At 66.1% G+C, this 17,672-nt stretch carries 16 protein-coding genes and 1 tRNA gene; 6 read left to right on the forward strand and 11 right to left on the reverse strand.

The features are described 5' to 3' along the window. Positions 1 to 31 precede the first annotated feature (31 nt). The 4 genes from ccoO to G332_RS0101105 all read right to left on the reverse strand — a co-directional run bounded on the left by ccoO (position 32) and on the right by G332_RS0101105 (position 4,158). The gene (gene ccoO, locus G332_RS0101090; RefSeq protein ID WP_019625149.1) at positions 32 to 766 is read right to left on the reverse strand and encodes a cytochrome-c oxidase, cbb3-type subunit II; all 735 of its coding nucleotides are present in this window, start codon (positions 764 to 766) and stop codon (positions 32 to 34) included. A 19-nt stretch (positions 767 to 785) separates the two neighbouring features. Then, positions 786 to 2,270: a cytochrome-c oxidase, cbb3-type subunit I gene (gene ccoN, locus G332_RS0101095; RefSeq protein ID WP_038059463.1), complete on the reverse strand. Its 1,485-nt coding sequence runs from the start codon at positions 2,268 to 2,270 to the stop codon at positions 786 to 788. A 203-nt stretch (positions 2,271 to 2,473) separates the two neighbouring features. Beyond that, on the reverse strand, positions 2,474 to 3,343 hold the full coding sequence (bioC, locus tag G332_RS0101100; RefSeq protein ID WP_019625151.1) for a malonyl-ACP O-methyltransferase BioC: 870 nt from the start codon (positions 3,341 to 3,343) through the stop codon (positions 2,474 to 2,476). Further along, positions 3,340 to 4,158 carry an alpha/beta fold hydrolase gene (locus G332_RS0101105; protein WP_026340494.1) on the reverse strand — a complete coding sequence of 273 codons (819 nt, stop codon included), beginning with the start codon at positions 4,156 to 4,158 and terminating at the stop codon, positions 3,340 to 3,342. Before G332_RS0101105 ends, bioC begins: the two co-directional genes overlap by 4 nt. A 47-nt stretch (positions 4,159 to 4,205) precedes the next feature. Here G332_RS0101105 and plsY point away from each other — a divergent pair, with 47 nt between their 5' ends. Continuing rightward, complete coding sequence (plsY, locus tag G332_RS0101110) at positions 4,206 to 4,847, forward strand: glycerol-3-phosphate 1-O-acyltransferase PlsY (RefSeq protein WP_019625153.1); 642 nt, start codon at positions 4,206 to 4,208, stop codon at positions 4,845 to 4,847. Between the two features lie 378 nt (positions 4,848 to 5,225). Here plsY and tsaD read toward each other — a convergent pair whose 3' ends face one another. Beyond that, positions 5,226 to 6,251: a tRNA (adenosine(37)-N6)-threonylcarbamoyltransferase complex transferase subunit TsaD gene (tsaD, locus tag G332_RS0101115; protein ID WP_019625154.1), complete on the reverse strand. Its 1,026-nt coding sequence runs from the start codon at positions 6,249 to 6,251 to the stop codon at positions 5,226 to 5,228. Between the two features lie 70 nt (positions 6,252 to 6,321). Then, complete coding sequence (locus G332_RS0101120; RefSeq protein WP_019625155.1) at positions 6,322 to 7,521, reverse strand: class I SAM-dependent methyltransferase; 1,200 nt, start codon at positions 7,519 to 7,521, stop codon at positions 6,322 to 6,324. A gap of 95 nt (positions 7,522 to 7,616) precedes the next feature. Between G332_RS0101120 and G332_RS0101125 the strand changes: the two genes are divergently transcribed. From G332_RS0101125 to G332_RS0101135, 3 genes are read left to right on the forward strand one after another with little or no spacing between them, the layout of a single operon-like run. Then, a complete protein-coding gene (locus G332_RS0101125) occupies positions 7,617 to 8,339 on the forward strand; it encodes a pteridine reductase (protein WP_026340496.1) in 723 nt (240 codons plus the stop codon). 46 nt (positions 8,340 to 8,385) lie between these two features. Then, positions 8,386 to 8,646 (forward strand): accessory factor UbiK family protein, encoded by a 261-nt coding sequence (locus tag G332_RS0101130; protein ID WP_019625157.1) that lies wholly within the window; start codon positions 8,386 to 8,388, stop codon positions 8,644 to 8,646. A gap of 52 nt (positions 8,647 to 8,698) precedes the next feature. Then, on the forward strand, positions 8,699 to 10,204 hold the full coding sequence (locus G332_RS0101135; RefSeq protein ID WP_019625158.1) for a YifB family Mg chelatase-like AAA ATPase: 1,506 nt from the start codon (positions 8,699 to 8,701) through the stop codon (positions 10,202 to 10,204). Between the two features lie 112 nt (positions 10,205 to 10,316). Here the strand turns inward: G332_RS0101135 and G332_RS0101140 are convergent, their stop codons facing one another. Then, on the reverse strand, positions 10,317 to 11,123 hold the full coding sequence (locus tag G332_RS0101140) for a c-type cytochrome (RefSeq protein WP_019625159.1): 807 nt from the start codon (positions 11,121 to 11,123) through the stop codon (positions 10,317 to 10,319). Between the two features lie 184 nt (positions 11,124 to 11,307). Between G332_RS0101140 and G332_RS0101145 the strand changes: the two genes are divergently transcribed. Next, positions 11,308 to 11,384, forward strand: a tRNA-Arg gene (locus G332_RS0101145). 242 nt (positions 11,385 to 11,626) lie between these two features. Further along, a complete protein-coding gene (locus tag G332_RS0101150; protein ID WP_019625160.1) occupies positions 11,627 to 12,400 on the forward strand; it encodes a response regulator transcription factor in 774 nt (257 codons plus the stop codon). 15 nt (positions 12,401 to 12,415) lie between these two features. Here the strand turns inward: G332_RS0101150 and G332_RS0101155 are convergent, their stop codons facing one another. From G332_RS0101155 to G332_RS0101170, 4 genes are read right to left on the reverse strand one after another with little or no spacing between them, the layout of a single operon-like run. Then, complete coding sequence (locus G332_RS0101155; protein ID WP_019625161.1) at positions 12,416 to 14,815, reverse strand: ATP-binding protein; 2,400 nt, start codon at positions 14,813 to 14,815, stop codon at positions 12,416 to 12,418. 37 nt (positions 14,816 to 14,852) lie between these two features. Next, positions 14,853 to 15,299: a response regulator gene (locus tag G332_RS0101160; RefSeq protein WP_019625162.1), complete on the reverse strand. Its 447-nt coding sequence runs from the start codon at positions 15,297 to 15,299 to the stop codon at positions 14,853 to 14,855. A gap of 14 nt (positions 15,300 to 15,313) precedes the next feature. After that, complete coding sequence (locus G332_RS0101165; protein WP_019625163.1) at positions 15,314 to 15,754, reverse strand: TadE/TadG family type IV pilus assembly protein; 441 nt, start codon at positions 15,752 to 15,754, stop codon at positions 15,314 to 15,316. A gap of 52 nt (positions 15,755 to 15,806) precedes the next feature. Beyond that, positions 15,807 to 17,630, reverse strand: a complete 1,824-nt coding sequence (locus G332_RS0101170; protein ID WP_231362864.1) for a TadG family pilus assembly protein — start codon at positions 17,628 to 17,630, stop codon at positions 15,807 to 15,809. Between the last annotated feature and the right edge of the window lie 42 nt (positions 17,631 to 17,672).

The following is a 17,672-nucleotide window of genomic DNA, read 5'->3' on the forward strand; positions in this document are numbered from 1 at the left end:
CAATCCTGTACCCCGGCCGGGCCGAAATTCCCTAGCGGAATTCGGCGAAGTGTCCGTAATCGTATTCGCTAAAGTCCACCATGGTGCCGAGCACCTGCAGGTAGGCCACCATGGCATCCATTTCCGAGATAAATGACGGATCGCCGTCGAAGTTCTCGGCCTGGGCCTGCTCCATCAGCATGTCCTGCGCGTCCGGGATATGGAACATGCGGGCATGCTCCTCACCAAAGCGCTCGACGTTTTCCTGGTATTCCTCTTCGGTGAGCGAATACGGGACGCCCACACGCCTCAGCGCGATCATTCGACGCTCAATGTCGGAGTAATTGAGCGCGTTAGTCGCCAGCCAGGGATAGGCCGGCATGATCGACTGCGGCAGCAGAGACTGCGGGTGGATCAGATGCTGCACGTGCCACTCGTTCGAGTATTTGCCCCCCACGCGGGCCAGATCCGGTCCGGTACGTTTGGAGCCCCACTGGAACGGATGGTCGTACTTGGACTCCGCCGCCAGGGAGTAGTGGCCGTAGCGCAGCATCTCGTCCCGGAACGGCCGCACCATCTGGGAATGACAGGCGTAACAGCCCTCCTGCACATAGATATCGCGACCACGCTGCTCGAGCGGGGTATACGGACGCACCCCGTCGACTTCTTCGATGGTGTCGTCGATGTAGAACAGCGGCACGATCTCGACCAGGCCACCGACGCTGATCACCGCAAGGGTCAGGATGATCAGCAGGCCGGCATTGGTTTCAACGCTTTCATGCTTCATGGATCTAATCTCTCCCTAATCAAGCCGTGCGCGGTGCGGCGGACTCGGCCTGGGCCTCGCGGGCCTCGGCCTTGATGCCCGAGCGAATGGTCATCGCAATGTTGAACGCCATGATCAGCATGCCGATCAGGAAGAACCCGCCGCCGACGGCACGCACGACGTACGGCATATGCAGGAACGCCACGGTTTCGCTGAAGGTGTAGGCCAGGTTGCCGTACTGGTCGAAGGCGCGGAGCATCAGGCCCTGCCCGATACCGGCCACCCACATGGCGGTGATGTACAGCACGATGCCGATAGTGGCGAGGAAGAAGTGCGCATACACCAGCTTCACGCTGTACAGGTTCACGTTCCACAGCCGCGGGATCAGGTGATACAGCGAGCCGAAGGAGATCATCGCCACCCAGCCCAGGGCGCCGGAGTGCACGTGACCGACGGTCCAGTCGGTGTAGTGCGACAGCGCGTTCACGCTCTTCAGCGACATCATCGGACCTTCAAAGGTCGACATGCCGTAGAACGCCAGCGCGGTGATCAGGAACAGCATGATCGGGTCGGTACGCAGTTTGTCCCAGGCACCGGACAGGGTCATGATCCCGTTGATCATGCCGCCCCAGGACGGCAGCAGCAGCAGGATGGAGAAGGTTGCCGCCAGGGTGGAAACCCAGTCCGGCAGGGCCGTCCAGTGCAGGTGGTGCGCACCCACCCACATGTACAGGAAGACCAGCGCCCAGAAGTGGATGATGGAAAGCTTGTACGAGTAGATCGGACGACCGGCCTGCTTCGGCACGAAGTAGTACATCATCCCGAGGAAAGCCGCGGTCAGGAAGAAGCCCACCGCGTTATGGCCATACCACCACTGGCGCATCGCATCCTGCACGCCGGAGAACAGCGGGTAGGAGTGCGGGTGGAACAGGCCGACCGGCACCTCGAGGTTGTTGAAGATGTGCAGGAGCGCGGTCGCCAGAATAAAGGCCATGAAGAACCAGTTCGCCACGTAGATGTGCGGCTGATTCCGGCGCAGCAGGGTCATCAGGTAGACCATGAAATAGGCCACCCAGACCACCAGGATGATGAGGTCGATCTGCCAGTTGAACTCGGCGTATTCGCGACCCTGGGTAATCCCCATCATGTAGGTGATTACGCCAAGGATCAGCGCCAGGTTCCACCCGTAGAAGGTGAAGCTCGCCATGGAGTCACTCCACAGCCGTGCCTGACAGGTCCGCTGGACCACGTAGTAGGAGGTCGCGAAGAGTGCGTTACCCCCGAAACCGAAGATCACGGCCGTGGTATGGACCGGACGGAAGCGCCCGAAGGTGATCTGCGCGATATCGAAATTCAGGAACGGAAACGCCAGCTGCGAGGCAATCCAGACGCCCGCAGCCATCCCGAACACGCCCCAGAGGACGGCGGCAACGGCAAACCGTTTGATAATCGCGTAGTTGTACTGCTCGGAAGTCGCGACTGACGCTGCGGGCGCGGCGCCCGCCGTAGTGGCTGCTTGTGACATGACTTTTCCACCTTGCTGCGGGGAACACGGATGTCCCGATGGTTCGGGGGCGTGAACTCTACCCCATTCCGGACCTACAAAAAACCAAGACCGCCTGGATCACTCGGATATTAGACGCCACCAGCGGAACTTTCCTGCGTTGCGAGAATACATTTTTACCTACGGCCGGGCGAGCACTCTCCAGACGGAAACGTTGATCTGGATCAACGAACCGGCTGGACCGGGATCACGGGCCCCGGGGGCCGCGACGGCGGCGGCGCGTCCGGCACCCAGGCATGACCGTACACCACTTCCCAGCTCGCCGGCAGGCGTCCGTTGCAGCCAAACTCACGCGCATAGGCCTCGGCCACCGCGATCAGGCGCCGCGGCCCGAACAGACCCGGCGGACGCCCGGCGAGGGCGTTGCGCACACCGATGCCGCGCAGGTCACGCATCAAACCGGTGAGGTCCGGATAGGTCAGGGTCACGGTTTCCTGGTCCATCACCGGATCGGCAAAACCGGCGCGCACCAGGGCATCACCAATGTCGTGCATATCGATGAAGGCATTCACATGCACACCGCCACCATCCACCGCGGCAAAGGCCGCCCGGAGCTCGCGCAGCGTGTCCGGGCCGAAGGTGGTAAACATCCACAAGCCGCCCGGGCGCAGGATTCGCCGGACCTCGGCGAAGGCCTGGTCGAGATCGCTGCACCACTGCAGGGCCGAGCTGGAGACAGCGAGATCGAACGCCGCGTCCGCCAGCGGCAACGCCTCAAGGTCGCCACAGACCGCCTGTGGCCGACGCAACCAGCGGCCCCGGCGCCGCGCCCGCGCGACCATCTCCGGAGCAAAGTCCACGCCGGCCAGACGCGCGCCGCGATAGCGTCGGCCCAGGTGATCCAGGGCCTCACCGGTGCCGCAGCCCAGATCAACGATGTGCTGTGGTTGCAGACGAATCCAGTCGAGACGGCCGAGCATGCGCTCCTGCACCTCGCGCTGCAGGACGGCGTGCTCCTCGTAGGTGGCGGCCGCGCCGGCGAAGGCCGCGCGTACCCTGGCCTTGTCGAGCTTGAAGCTGTCCGGTCGGCTCATGCCTGCTCCCCTGCGCTGCACTGATTAAGAAATGGCCCGGCAAAGTCGGCCAGCGCCTGCGGACGTGCAATCCAGTCGGCGTGACCACCCGGCCCGCCGCCGATGTGGCTGTCGGGCCGTAATGCCCGCAGCTCCCTCGCGACAGCCGCCGGCACCAGCGCGTCATCGGCTGCCAGCCAGGCAGCCACAGGGGCCGGCAGCCCCTGCCAGGCACCGCGCAGATCGGCCGTCGCCAGCAGATCCAGACCGGCCTGCAATCCCCGCGGCGTAGCGGGCGCCGCCTGCAACCGATTTGCCAGGTCGCGGGCGAGCGAGGCGGCATCGACGCTGCCACGCGCACAGAGCATCGCGAGCCGCCGCTCCAGACGCCGGCGGTCGCCGGCCAGCGCCTGGCGGAAGTCATCCAGCTCGGCTACGGGCAGCGCCGCCGGCCAGGCGTCTGCCCGCACAAAGCGCGGGCTGGCGCCGACGAGCAGCAGCCCCTGAGGGCCCGTCCACTGGCGCGCGGCCGCCAGAGCCACCAGCCCCCCGAGGGACCAGCCGGCCCAGACCGGACAATCCACATCCTGTGGCAGCCCGGCGATCACCGCCGCAGCGGCCGCCTCCGGGTCCGCAAGGCGCCCGCCGTCGCCCGCGGCACCGTGCCCGGGCAGATCCGGAGCAAGCACCCGGACCGTTGCTGGCAACGCGGCGCGCAAGGGCGCCCAGACCGCACCGGAAAACCCCCAGCCATGCAGCAGTACCAATGTCGGCGCGCGCGGACCTGCGCGGGTCATGTCAGCACCCTGACCGGCCGGTGGCGGCTTGCGTATTATGTGCGGCCGAATCCTTTCGCCAATCCACGCAGGCAGGCTGACCGTCCATGGGCATTACAATCGGCATCATCATCGCGTATCTGCTGGGATCGCTCTCTACCGCCATTCTGGTCAGCAAGCTGCTGCGCCTGCCGGACCCGCGCACGACCGGCTCCGGGAACCCCGGCGCCACCAACGTGTTGCGCGCGGGAGGCAAGAAGGCCGCCATCATCACGCTGATCGGGGATGTCGGCAAGGGCTGGCTGCCCGTATTCGTCGCCCTGCAACTGGACCTGTTTCCCGGCTGGGTCATCGGCCTGATCGGGCTTGCCGCCTTCCTCGGACATGTCTTCCCGCTCTACTACCGCCTGCGCGGCGGCAAGGGCGTGGCCACCGCGCTCGGGGTCCTTCTGGCCCTCAACCCGCTGGTCGGCGGACTGGTCCTGCTCACCTGGCTGCTGGTGGCCGCGATCTGGCGGTACTCATCGCTGGCGGCACTGGTCGCCGCCGGCATGGCCCCGGTGTATATGGTGCTGCTGGGGGCGGATCACTGGATCAGCGCCATCGTCGCCCTGATGAGCGTGATCCTGTTCATCCGTCATGACAGCAACATCCGCCGCCTGATGCGTGGCGAGGAGTCCCGCATCGGGCAAAAGGACAAGCCATCCGGGGCCGCATCCGCTGACGAGGGGCCTGCCGGGCGCAGGTAAGGTCACGCCCGGGGCCGCATCCCTCGTCCTGCTTCGCAACAAGCGGCAGCCAGACTCAAGGCCGTGCGGGCCCGGGTCCCCCCCTGCTGCATCATCCCGGAAACCGCGCAGCAGTGATCCGGGATCGGCACGGGTTGGGGCAGCCGTACGCCGGGGCCGTACCGACATGTGGAGATCCCGGATCTGTGCCGCGCTCTGGCCAGAATGCCGAGGAGGGGGCACTACGGCCTGGATCAACGCAATCCGGGGCGGGCCAGGCACGCCCCGCCACTGGCGGACGCTCGTTGCGAATCAAACTCCACCGCGCACCCCGAAAATCCGCCCCGGATTCGACAGACGACCCGGCTGGCAGGTGTACAAAATGGGTACACCTGCCGGCTAAGCCGCTCGGACCGGCGCATCCAGTTCCGCCAGCGGCCAGCGCGCACGCGCCGCCACCACCGGAGCCCCGCCGGCCACAGGGGCGCCGGCCTGCAGCCGCCGCAAACCGGCCAGCGCGATCATCGCGCCATTGTCCGTACAGAATTCCGGGCGCGGGAAGTAGACCGGCACCCCCTGACGCCGCCCCATGGCCTGCAGCCCGGCGCGCAGGGTTCGATTGGCGGCGACGCCACCGGCCACCACCAGTGTGGGCGCACCGGTCTGCTCCAGCCCGCGTCGGGTCTTCTCCACCAGGGTATCGGTCACCGCCTCCTCGAAGGCACGGGCGACATCCTGCGGCCGATAGGTCTGCTTCTTCAGCGCGGTGAGCACCGCCGTCTTGAGGCCGGAAAAACTCATGTCCAGACCGGGACGATCCAGCATCGGCCGCGGCAGGCGCAGCACGCCGGACGCACCCTGCTCGGCCAGACGCGCCAGCGCGGGGCCGCCCGGATACCCGAGCCCCAGCAGCTTCGCGGTCTTGTCGAAGGCCTCGCCCGCGGCGTCGTCGATGCTCTCACCGACCAGTTCGTAGTCACCCAGCGCCCGCGCGTGGATCAACTGCGTATGCCCGCCGGAGACCTGCAGCACCAGGAAGGGGAACTCCAGGCCGGTGTCCTCCAGAAACGGCGCCAGCAGATGCCCCTCCAGATGGTGGACTGCCAGCGCCGGCACCCCCCAGCCCCAGGCGAGCGCGCGCGCGACCGAGGCGCCGGTCAGCAGCGCCCCCAGCAGGCCCGGCCCGCCGGTGTAGGCCACCGCATCCAGCTCGCGCCCGTCCACACCGGCGGCATCGAGTACCGCGCGCACCAGCGGCAACAGGCGGCGGATGTGGTCGCGCGAAGCCAGCTCCGGCACCACCCCGCCATAGACCGCATGCAGATCGGTCTGGCTGTACAGGCGGTGCGCCAGCAGGCCCTGCTCGGAATCGATCAGGGCCACGCCGGTCTCGTCGCAGGAGGTCTCGATACCCAGTACCTTCATGACGCCAGCATGCCCCCGGATTCGATCACGAGAAAGGATCCCGCGACCGTGCACGGGGTATGCACCGGCCTCACAGGCGCCCCCGCCGGTCGGGGATACCGGCCAGTGGCAGATGGCTGCAGTCACGCCCCAGGGCCATCGCCTGGAAACGCTCCCCCATCTCGCCCGGCAGCGTCAGCATGCGCACGGCCTGCGCCGCCTGCAGGGTCCGACGCGCATCCTCGCCACTGCCCACCCGCGCCTCGAAACGCTGCGGCAGCCCGGCCCCCAGCAGGAACTCGCCCTGGCCGGCGTAGGCCAGCACCTCGAGCCCTACGGCGTTCGCGGCCTCGGCCACACCGGTAAAATCCACGCTCGCGGTCAGATCCATCAAGCCGGGGTGCGCCAGCGGATCCTGGATCATCTGCTGGCGATAGTAGCCTACCAGGGTGCCCTCGCGGCGTTCCGGGTCATAATAGGCGCTACGCGGGAACCCGTAGTCAACGATCAGCGCCACGCCCTGGCGGAGGCAATCGGAGACCCCCCTGACCCAGGCTGCCTGGGCCGGACGCCATTCGGAGAGGTACCCCTCGGGCCAGGGGCCATGGGCCTCCTGCAGCCGGGCCACCGGCTCCGCCAGCGCCGCCGGGGCCGGGCGCTCGGCCAGTGTCAGCGCCCCATCCGGCGCAACGCGGACCCCGACCTGCCACACGCGCCCCTCGCGCCAGCGAAACAGCTCGACCGGCAACGCATCCAGCACCTCGTTGGCCAGCACCACACCGCGCAGAGGCGTGGATGGCAGACGCTCCAGCCACGCGATGCGCGCGTACTCGTCCGCGGTGAGGGCTGCCTCCAGGTGAGCCTGCTGCCGCGCGCGCAGGTCCGGGCTGACCTCGACAATCCAGTAAGCCTCCCAGGGCACGCGCAATTCACGCAGCATGGCGATCAGGTCGCCTGCCAGACGCCCGCTGCCGGCCCCGAATTCCAGCAGCGTCCCGCCCCCGTCCAGGTCATCGCGCAGCACCGGCGCCAGCCAGGTCGCGAGGGTCTCGCCGAACATCGGGGTCAGCTCCGGCGCCGTGACGAAATCGCCCCCCTGACCCAGCTTGTGCGTGCCGTTTACGTAATACCCCAGCCCCGGGGCATACAACACCGCCTGCATGTACTCGACAAACGGGAGGAACCCGCCCGCACCTGCGACACTCTGTTGCAGGGAGGCGTGCAGGCGTTCGGCAACCCCAGCGGCGGCCGGATCGCGGGGGACGTTTGTGCTAGGTTTCGGCGGCATCATGACGCTGCAATGGTATCAACCCGGAGGCAAGCGTGGCGCAGGCAACCCCCGATGAGGCAAACGACAACGCAGACCGTGACCGCACGGCCGCGCCGGTGGCGCTGATCACCGGCGCCGCCCGGCGCATCGGTGCCGCGATCGCCCGCGACCTGCACGCGGCGGGCCTGCGAGTTGTAATCCACTACCGTGGCTCGGAGGCGGAGGCGGCCGCACTGGCGGCAGCCCTCGAGCGGCAATGTCCCGACAGTGCGCGCACGCTCCAGGCCGACCTGCTGAACCCGGAAGCCAGCGGTCGCCTGGCGCAGGAGGCGGAGGCCGCCTGGGGGCGGCTGGATTTCCTGGTCAACAATGCCTCTACGTTCTACGCCACCCCGGTCGGCGAGATCGACGCCGCCGCCTGGGATGACCTGATCGGCTCCAACCTCAAGGCCCCGGCCTTCCTCACCCAGGCCTGCGCCCCGGCCCTGCAACGTGCCCACGGTGCGGTCGTGAACATCGTCGACATACATGCCCTGCGTCCACTGAAGGGCTATCCGGTCTATTCCGCGGCCAAGGCCGGACTCTGGGCGCTGACCCAGGCCTACGCGCGTGAACTCGGGCCCGGGGTCCGGGTTAACGGTGTCGCACCCGGGGCCGTCCTCTCGCCGGAGGACCCGGCCAACGCGGGGACACACGCCGCCATGGTCGAACGCACCGCGCTCAAGCGCCAGGGCAACCCGCAGGACATCGCGCGCACCGTGCGCTTTCTGCTGCTGGACGCACCCTACATCACCGGCCAGGTCATCCCGGTGGATGGCGGGCGTTCGGCCTCGCAGTAGAACACGCTACACTGGAGTCAAAACCCACGCGCCAGGAGACCACCGCATGATCGATTCCAAACGCCTTGACGACATCGCTCGCCGGATCAGCGACAGCCTCCCGGAGTCGGTCCGGCACCTGCAGGAGGATGTCCAGCGTCAGGTACGCTCATCGCTCCAGAGCGGATTCGAACGCATGGACCTGGTCACCCGCGAGGACTTCGACATCCAGGTCGCACTCCTGGAACGCACCCGCGAACGGCTCGCCGAACTCGAGGCACGCATCGCTGCGCTGGAAGGCCAGGCCAGCCCGGCCGAAGACCGCTAACCACAACCACCCGCCCGACACGGATGCCGGGCGGCTGCACGGAGGGGCACGGATGCCTGTTACCATTGCCTACGCACGCGCCATTGATGGCATCCAGGCCCCGCTGGTCACCATCGAGACCCACCTCGCCAACGGCTTGCCGGCATTCCAGATCGTCGGCCTGCCCGAAGCCGCGGTACGCGAAAGCCGCGACCGTGTACGCGCCGCAATCCAGACCAGCGGCTTCGAATTCCCCCGCCGTCGTATTACGGTCAACCTGGCGCCGGCAGACCTGCCCAAGGGCGGCGGCCGCTTCGATCTCGGCATCGCCCTGGGCATCCTCGCAGCCAGCCAGCAGATCCCGGCGGCCCGCCTGGCGCAGCACGAATTCCTGGGCGAACTGGGGCTGGATGGCCAGATACGACCCGTGGGCGGAACCCTCACCGCCGGCCTTGCCGCGGCCGACGCCAAACGCATCCTGGTCGTCAGCCCGGAGGACGGCACCGAGGCGGCGCTCGCCAGCCGCGCGCAAGTCCGCATCGCAGACCACCTCGGCACGGTATGCGCCGCCCTGGCCGGACGCGAACCCCTGGGCGTGGCCACACCACCCCGACCCGCGCCACCGACCACCCCGGACCTGGCCGACGTGCGCGGCCAGCACCAGGCGCGAAGAGCGCTGGAGATCGCGGCGGCCGGGGGCCACCACCTGCTGATGGTCGGCCCGCCGGGCAGCGGGAAATCCATGCTGGCCGCCCGCATCCCCGGCATCCTCCCGCCGATGGACGAAGACGAGGCCCTGGCCACCGCTGCCATTCACAGTCTGCGCGGCAGCCAGCATCTACGAGGCGACTGGCGTGCACGACCCTTCCGATCGCCCCACCACACCGCCTCCGGGGTCGCCCTGGTGGGCGGCGGCAGCACCCCGCAACCGGGCGAGATCTCCCTGGCGCATCAAGGCGTGCTGTTTCTCGACGAACTCACGGAATTCGACCGCTCGGTGCTGGACGTGCTGCGCGAACCACTGGAGACCGGTGTGATCCACATTTCACGCGCCGCCCGACAGGCCGAATTCCCCGCGTCCTTCCAGCTCGTGGGCGCCATGAACCCCTGCCCGCAGGGGTTCGACTGTGATCTCGCGGAACGCTGCGAATGCACCCCGGAACAGCGCGCCCGGCATCGCAAACGCCTCTCGGCCCCCCTGCTCGATCGCATCGACCTGGCGATCGAGGTGCCCCGCATCCCGCCCGCCGATCTCGCCGCGGATGCCGCACCCACAGAGGACTCGGCAACCGTTGCGACACGGGTCGCACGCGCTCGCAAGGTGCAACACGACCGCCAGGGGACACTGAACCGCAGCCTGCAGGGCAAAGGACTTGAGCACCATGCGGCGCTGAGCCGTCCCGACCGCGAACTGCTGGACCGTGCCGCCGAGCGCTTCCGGCTTTCGGCGCGGTCCTACCACCGCGTACTGCGAGTCGCGCGCTCCATCGCGGACCTCAATGAGGCGGAGACGATCGCCACCCAGCACCTGACCGAGGCGCTGAGCTACCGCGCCCTGGACCATTGGCGCACCCAGTAACGCAACTTGTCGCGGCTTATGTGCGCACACAAAAAACCCCGCCCGGGCGCCCCGGGCGGGGTTCTGGAGCCTCCGCGGTGCAGACACCCCGGGAGCCTGTCGAAGCAGGCCCCTAGTTGTCGAAGGTCGCCACGTAGACGGCCAGATCGGCAATATCCTGATCCGACAGGTTGGCCGCATTCGGTGCCATCAGGGCCGTCTGGTCACCCACCGTCTCGCCGGCACGGTAACGCACCAGCTTGTCAGCGATGTATTCGGCATCACGACCGGTCAGTGCCGGGAATACCGGAGTACCCTGGCCTTGCGCACCGTGGCAGGCAATGCAGGTGCCGTAGCCGGACTGACCACGCGCGACGTCCCCCGCGTCAAGCGCGATCGCAGCCGTACCCTCTTCTTCGGCCGCCTCGCCGTTACCGTTTGCACTGCCTTCATGATCGTGCTCGACGCCCGCCTGGTCGAGCATGTAGGCCACAACGTCCTGCACCTGCTCGTCGGTCAGGCTCGGGTCGCCCCCGCGCGCGGGCATCGCACCAATGCCATTGATGGAATTGTCGAACAGCCCCTCCAGGCCCTTGTCGTTCAGGCGATTGCTCCACTCACCGGTGTCGTCCTTGAGCGGGGCACCGGAAGCACCCGTGTCATGACAGGCCGCGCAAACATTGGAGTAGATATCGCCGGGGCTCAGGTCTGCGACCTCTTCGGCTGCGTCGACCGGACCCGATGCGACCTGACCAATCGGCGCGATGCGTTCTGCGATCCGCTCGTCGCCGACCGGATCGGGCTGGGACACTTGCAGATTATTGGTGGCCCAACTGACCAGCTGCGCCACCAGGTAAAGAACCGTGGCCAGCAGGGCCAGGGACGAGATAAACAGCAACACCTTGTTCCCGGTGTCCATCTTGATCGGTTGATTTCCCATTTCTCTCCCTCCGAGATCCTGGCCTTGCATGGCCTTGAGGTGTGCCTAGCCAAACGCACTCGCGCAACAAACGCAAAGCGGGCGCCGAGTATAGGGCATCATGCCAGGCACGACCACAAACCGAGTGCTGCGGTCAAATATGGCTGGACGCGCCGGCACAAGGGCCCGTATCATTGCAGCGCTTGCGCCCGTAGCTCAGCTGGATAGAGCGCTGCCCTCCGGAGGCAGAGGTCAGAGGTTCGAATCCTCTCGGGCGCGCCAATACGCAGAAAGGGGCCCTCGCGGCCCCTTTCTGCGTATTGGGGAGTCTGAGAGCCCAACCCGAACCTTCGTTGCGAGCCGAACCCCGCAAAACGGGCCGGCGCGCCCGGACGGAAGAGCCGAACCGCACCACTGCACCCCACTCCGGTGTGAATAACACGAACGTACACACGGATGCGCGTTTCCCTCGTGCGTACCACCTTGGCATACTTGCGATCATACTAAGAAGAGGAGTCCTGCCGATGTCGGTCACCACGTCCGAGGTTTCCGCGGTTCGCATTCTGGTCGTCGACGACGAACCCGACATCGTCGAAGAAATCCAGGAAAGCTTGGAGGCCGATGGCTACTCATGCGAACCCGCCTTTAGCGCGCAAGAGGCCCGAGCCCAGTTCATTAAAGATCCGTCAATCGGGATTGTCCTGACGGATATCAAGATGCCGGCCGAGGACGGGCTGCAATTCATCGAGTGGCTGTTGAGTCAGTACGAAGGTGACCGGATATTCGAGACAGCCGTGATTACCGGCCACGGATCGCAGGACACCGCGATCCGCGCCTTGCGCGATGGAGTGCGTGACTATTTCCAGAAACCGCTGGATCTCTCGGCTTTGTTCGCGTCCGTTCAGAAACTTGAAGAGAGGGTCCGGAAACGCCGCGAGGAGGCGCGATCGACCCAGATCGCCCCTCAGCTGGATTCCCTCAACCAGGCCATTGCCAGCGTCTCCGGCGAACTTACAACACTGAGAAACCAGCTGGGGCTGCCCGCTCAAGCCCCGGAAATCGGGTCCGGGACCACGTCCAGCGTAAACCTCGACCGACCCGAATTCGAAAAACTGACCGCTCGCCAACGGGAGGTGGTGGCGCTGGTTGCCAACGCCTACAGCAATTATCAAATTGCCTACGAGCTGGGCATTACGGAAAACACCGTGAAGTTGTACGTCTCACAGATCCTGCACACCCTGGGGCTCTCCAACCGGACGCAACTGGCACTTGCCGCCACCCGCCACGCGCTGTCCTGACCCGCCACCGCGCGGCTACCCCGCGGGCAATTCGATCCGGAAACAGGCCCCGGTCCCCTGATTGGTGACCTCAATACGACCCCCCATTTCCTGGATAATCCCAAAACTGATGGACAGCCCCAGGCCGGTGCCCTTGCCCACCTCCTTGGTGGTAAAGAACGGCTCAAACACCCGCTCCCGGAGACCCTCGTCAATACCGCCACCCGTATCCGAGACCTCCAGCACGATGGTTCCGCCCGCATCCGCTCCTGTGAGTCGAACGCGAATGGAGTGCCCGGATTCGGACTCGGAAGCCGCAATCGCATCACGCGCATTGACCATTAGATTCATCAACACCTGTTCGAGTTGATCTCGGTGGCCCAGGACCTGGTCCGACCCGCCCGCTTCGGTTTCCACCCAGAGCGCAATACCGTTTTTCCCGAACTGCTCCCCGACCAGAACCAGTGCGCTTTCGATGGCCTCCCGTACCGAGAACCACTGCGGCGTCCGGTCACTGCGGCGCCCGAACATCCGCATCTGGTCGATGATATTGGCAGCCCTGGACACCTGCCCCTCGATGCGGTCGATCTTCGCCAGCACCCGATCCTGCGCCCCTTCGCCATCGGTCAGGAGGCGGCGGGCATTATGTGCCGCCATGCGGATTACGTTGAGCGGCTGGTTGATCTCATGTGCGGCCCCCGTGGCCATCTCTCCCACCGTCGCCATCTTGGCGGCATGAATCAGTCTCTCCCGGGCATCCCGAATCTCGGTGTTGTCGCGCCCGACAGCCTGAACCTCGACGAGATCGCCCCGTTCATCGAAAAACCCCCGCTCCGACCACACCACGGACCGAACCCCGCGCTCGGGCAAGGTCATCTCCATTTCATGATCGACCATGGGGTTTGACGGGGTCAGGCCCGCCAGACGCGAACCCAGCTGCTGCGTCTCCTCCTCGCTGAGAAACTCCGGCCAGGAACGATGTTCCGAGGCGATTGGACCTTCCAGCCCGAAGGCCTCCAGGAAAGCGGCATTGGCGAAACTCAACTCAAGGTCTGCCCCGAACCGGACGATGAAAACCGGCGCATCCTCCACGATCGCGCGGTAGCGGCGTTCGCTGGCATAGACACTGGCCTCGAACGACTTGCGTTCGGTGATATCCATGAGGATGCCGACGAGACGGCCGTCCGCCCCGCCCTCCGTGCGGCGTATCTCCTCATAGACCCAGGAATAGCCCCCGTCTGCGTTCCGCAGTCGGTAGGTCCCCTCGAATACATCATCCGCTTCCAGGCGGTGCCACCGCGCGCGCACCACCGGAAGATCGTTCGGATGCGTCCTTGAGGCCAGGCTCTCCGTTTCCAGACAGGTCGGATCCTGACTCCCGGTGATGCCCTGCAAGGACGCACTCGCATGCGTGACCCGCAGGCCCTCGGGCTCCATAGACCCAAGAAACACCACGATCGGAGATGATTCCAGCAACGCCGCAAACAGCTCACTGGTCTCACGGTGGCGCCGGTCCCCGGCGTCACGCAGGCTGATATCCGCGACCGTGCCGCGGCAAAAACGGCCCGTGCCATCCGCCGATAGACATTCGCCACGGAAACGCAGATAAAGAGGGGGCTCGCGTGCGCCACTGCCTGCCCGTACCGTCAGTTCGTGTGGTACCGAGCCCGTAGACTCGATCAACGACTCGATCCAGGCTTCGAGCCGACCCCGGTCCTCGTGGACAATACCGAAGGCTACGGCCAGGGCTTGCGCCCGGGGCTCGGCCGCCAGCCGCCGCGCCGCCGCCGACAGCGACAACCGCCCCGTGTCGGGGTCGAAGCCCCACGAACCGACCGCCTCGACCCTTTCGAGTGCGTCCACCTGTGTCTCTGCGGCCAGGCTGCGCGCCGACTCCTGGCGGGCGGCAAGCACCCCCCCGAGCATGCCGGCAACGGGCGTCAAATGTGGCGTCCAGACATTCCAGTCCGACCGCTCAGCAAGCGACTCGACCAGCACGCCCCCCCATTCCCGCCCCCCGGCCAGCAAGGGCAGCACCACCAGCGAACGCAGGCCACAACGGACAAGGACCCTGCCAGCACAGCCCCCACGCGAACCTTCCAGGCACACCACACGGCCACGTTCGAGCTCGCCACGAACCTCGGCGCACTCCAGAATTCGACGCGGGTCATCAGACCCTGCCGGTGCAATCAGGCCTTCATGGAGGGTCCAGCTACGTTCAATCCGCGCCCCTCCGAGGGCCTTTTCCTCACGGACCACCAGCAGCACCCGATCCGCGGCCATCGCACGCCCCAGGTCCCCCAGGACCCGGTCCAGATAGCGCCCTTCCGCATGCCGCACCAGCGGTGTCAGCATCATGGACCGAACCAGCGCTTCCAGCGCACTGCGCACCTCTTCGGTGTGGTCCCGTACACCCTCAACAGGCTTCGCGTCCATTAGAATACGGCCCCCTTGCCCGGTGGTTACTGGCCGTTCACGTCCCGCTCCCCGGTTCGCAAGGCCCGGGCGCAACGCCCATCGCATGCGCGCGCTCGTCTCTTTCCTGTAACTGTTGTTGCGCGCGTTGCAGCGCGGCAAACAGCAGCGCGGGATCCAACGGTTTCTCCAGGAAGGCCGTCACCCCCTGACTCAATGCGGCACTCGCCGTTTCCTGAGTACCATATCCGGTCACCATGATCACCGCACGGGCATCACCGAAATCGCGCCGAATTGCGTTCATGATCACCATGCCGTCCTCGCCCGGCAGCCCCAGATCGAGGAGGACAACGCGAATCTCCGGATGCCGCCCCAGAACATCCAGCGCGCCTTCGCCATTCGCCTCATGCCAGACCTGATACCCGACAGACTCCAGCGCCTCCTGCAACTCTTCGTGGATATCCGCATCATCATCCACCAGGAGCACGTTTCCGAGGTCGCTCATCGCCGCTTCCTGGGTCACAAGTCAATCGACGCCTGTGCACGAAGCACATCCGGCAGCCGGGGAACAGGCCCGATCAACGGGAGCTGGAGCGGCACCAGCAAGGGTGTAGCGGTGTAGTCGTAGCTGATCTCCAGCTCGAGCAGGCTGCCGACCATATTGGCGTTAATGTCGAAAGCTCCGGGGAAAAGCGCGATCATGCGGCTGTCTTGCAGGACACGTTCGGCATTCTCGGCCGCCAGCTCTTCCATCCGCTGCCCCGCATTCTCGGCCGCCGGATCCACCTGAATGGCGATCCGGACACCTTCCGCAGCCGCCGTGTTCATGTTCTGCACCAGCAGCAACGGGAAGGCATAGGACACGATCGCATAAAACACCGCGAAGAAGATCACGAAGGTCAACGCGAACTCGATCGCCACCGCACCGCCCTGACGTGCGCGCCGCGGTCCGTTCTTCATCCTCACAAACCTCTTGTTCGTACCCATGCCTGCTCCTCGGTCACCGCACTGGTCAGCGAACCAGATCCACTCCACCTTCACGCAGCTCTATCAACTGGACATCCATACCGCCCACCTTCACGCCGAGAAGATCCAGGAGGGGATCCAGCAGGGCTTCGCCTACCGTCTCGAGCAGGGGCGCCACGACGTCCGCCAGCAGGGCAGTCAGAATCGGGGTGACCACCACGGAAAGGACGCTGTTGACCAGATCCGCCACGCCGCACAACAATCCCCCGAGGAGCCCACCACATGAGCCCCCCTCAAATCCCGGGAGGACACGAACCTCGAGAATCAGATCCTCCCCGAGGGTTTCCACCGCGTGCCCCAGGGAATCCCCCACGCCCGTCGACGCAGACAAGGGTTCTGTGGGCAGTTCGGAGCGATCCATCACAATGAATTCCAGCGTCTCGGAACCACTGGATGCCACCGGGACCGTCGCCTGGAGGTCCACCTCGGCCAGGCCGAGGATCTTCAAGTGAGATGGCTCGAGCGTGTCCGAATCGAGGCTGGCAAAGCGGCCGACATGCACGCTGGCAATGCCGGGCTGAACCCCGATATCCACACGGGTCCCCGCACCGTTCGCACCGGGGCAGGAGACGTCTTCCAGCCACGCATCGCCTTGCGCGGCCTGTACCGCCAGGCCGAGATCCAGTTCAATCGCGTGACTCTGGCCTTCGTCGTCCTGAAATGTTTCCTCCAGAACGCCCAGGATCAGATCGACCTGAATCCGCGCCTGAGCCGTTTGCAAGTGCGTCCGCCAGCGGTCCGCCGGCGGGTCGCCGGGCACACTTCCCGGCAGGACCCCCGGCGGTCCGATTGCGATCTGCGGCGGCTCAGTCAACTGAACGGACACATTGGCGCCGACGGTGGCCAGTCCGGGAAGGTCCACCGGCAACGCGAGATCCAGATCAATCGCATTGTCGCCGGTGGCCGTCAGGGCCGACATCAGGATCAGTTCCAGCACATTGAGCTCGGCATCCAGAGCCGCCTCCGGATCGGAAGGCGCCTGCACCTTCAGCAGGTCTCCAAGCTGCAACTGCAACTCGTCGACTTTCAGGCCCAGCAACATCTGATCCAGTGCCGCGAGGGTGATATCCGCAACGTCCTGGCGGTCCACGGCGGCGACGGTGGCCTCGATCACCTCCAGCACCGTCACATTCGCGGCCAGCAGCTCATTCACCGTACCCACGGCGAGATCAACCCCCAGCACGCGCAGATCGTCGGCCAGTTCCAGGAGCGTAATCGAAGTATCCGCCAGGCCCCGGAACGAGACGGCCTGCAGATCCAGGTCGGTACCCAGCAACTCATTCAGAAGCAGATTCAGCAGCACCGAGTCTTGAGCGGAGATATCGGCAGCCCAGGACCCGGCCGAGAAGCCGGCCATATTCTGGCGCCGCGCCACGGCCTCGGCCGACAAGGTCGTGGTGCCACCCAGCAGGCCGCCCAGCACAAGGCTGGAAGGCACATCCTCAGTCACCACCACGCGCACGGCCTCCGGCACCTCGTCGGGGTCGCCGCTACCGAGCGTGAACACGCGCAGGTCGTCGATAATGTCGAGGGTCCCGAGCTGGACCACGCCATCGCCCGCCAACAGGTCCCCGGAAAAACCGTTGCGCGCCGCGCTTTGTTGCGCACGCTCCGCAGCACCCGACTGGGCGGCATGGCAACCCGTATGGTGGCGGGCGGTCTCCAGGGCCGCTACGTCGGCGATCCGCTGCAGGCTGCGCTGTTCCATATACAGCCGCCCGGCATCGATCGCGAGCGCCATGGTCAACAGAACGAGCAGGAGCAGCAGGGCCGCCATCAGCCCAATGGCACCACCCTGACTCCGTGGCATTTGTCGCCGGCCCATGCCGGGACCCAACCGCAACTCGAACAT

Origin of the sequence: Thioalkalivibrio sp. ALJT (assembly GCF_000381825.1) — a bacterium.
GTDB lineage: Bacteria > Pseudomonadota > Gammaproteobacteria > Ectothiorhodospirales > Ectothiorhodospiraceae > Thioalkalivibrio.

Excerpts from the sequence above, each read along its gene's own strand:
- G332_RS0101130 (WP_019625157.1), top strand. The coding sequence starts at position 8,386 with ATGATCGATTCCAAACGCCTTGACGACATCGCTCGCCGGATCAGCGAC.
- tsaD (WP_019625154.1), bottom strand. The coding sequence starts at position 6,251 with ATGAAGGTACTGGGTATCGAGACCTCCTGCGACGAGACCGGCGTGGCC.
- plsY (WP_019625153.1), top strand. The coding sequence starts at position 4,206 with ATGGGCATTACAATCGGCATCATCATCGCGTATCTGCTGGGATCGCTC.
- G332_RS0101140 (WP_019625159.1), bottom strand. The coding sequence starts at position 11,123 with ATGGGAAATCAACCGATCAAGATGGACACCGGGAACAAGGTGTTGCTG.
- G332_RS0101160 (WP_019625162.1), bottom strand. The coding sequence starts at position 15,299 with ATGAGCGACCTCGGAAACGTGCTCCTGGTGGATGATGATGCGGATATC.
- G332_RS0101155 (WP_019625161.1), bottom strand. The coding sequence starts at position 14,815 with ATGGACGCGAAGCCTGTTGAGGGTGTACGGGACCACACCGAAGAGGTG.
- G332_RS0101165 (WP_019625163.1), bottom strand. The coding sequence starts at position 15,754 with ATGAAGAACGGACCGCGGCGCGCACGTCAGGGCGGTGCGGTGGCGATC.
- G332_RS0101135 (WP_019625158.1), top strand. The coding sequence starts at position 8,699 with ATGCCTGTTACCATTGCCTACGCACGCGCCATTGATGGCATCCAGGCC.
- G332_RS0101120 (WP_019625155.1), bottom strand. The coding sequence starts at position 7,521 with ATGATGCCGCCGAAACCTAGCACAAACGTCCCCCGCGATCCGGCCGCC.
- G332_RS0101150 (WP_019625160.1), top strand. The coding sequence starts at position 11,627 with ATGTCGGTCACCACGTCCGAGGTTTCCGCGGTTCGCATTCTGGTCGTC.
- G332_RS0101170 (WP_231362864.1), bottom strand. The coding sequence starts at position 17,630 with ATGCCACGGAGTCAGGGTGGTGCCATTGGGCTGATGGCGGCCCTGCTG.
- ccoN (WP_038059463.1), bottom strand. The coding sequence starts at position 2,270 with ATGTCACAAGCAGCCACTACGGCGGGCGCCGCGCCCGCAGCGTCAGTC.
- ccoO (WP_019625149.1), bottom strand. The coding sequence starts at position 766 with ATGAAGCATGAAAGCGTTGAAACCAATGCCGGCCTGCTGATCATCCTG.
- bioC (WP_019625151.1), bottom strand. The coding sequence starts at position 3,343 with ATGAGCCGACCGGACAGCTTCAAGCTCGACAAGGCCAGGGTACGCGCG.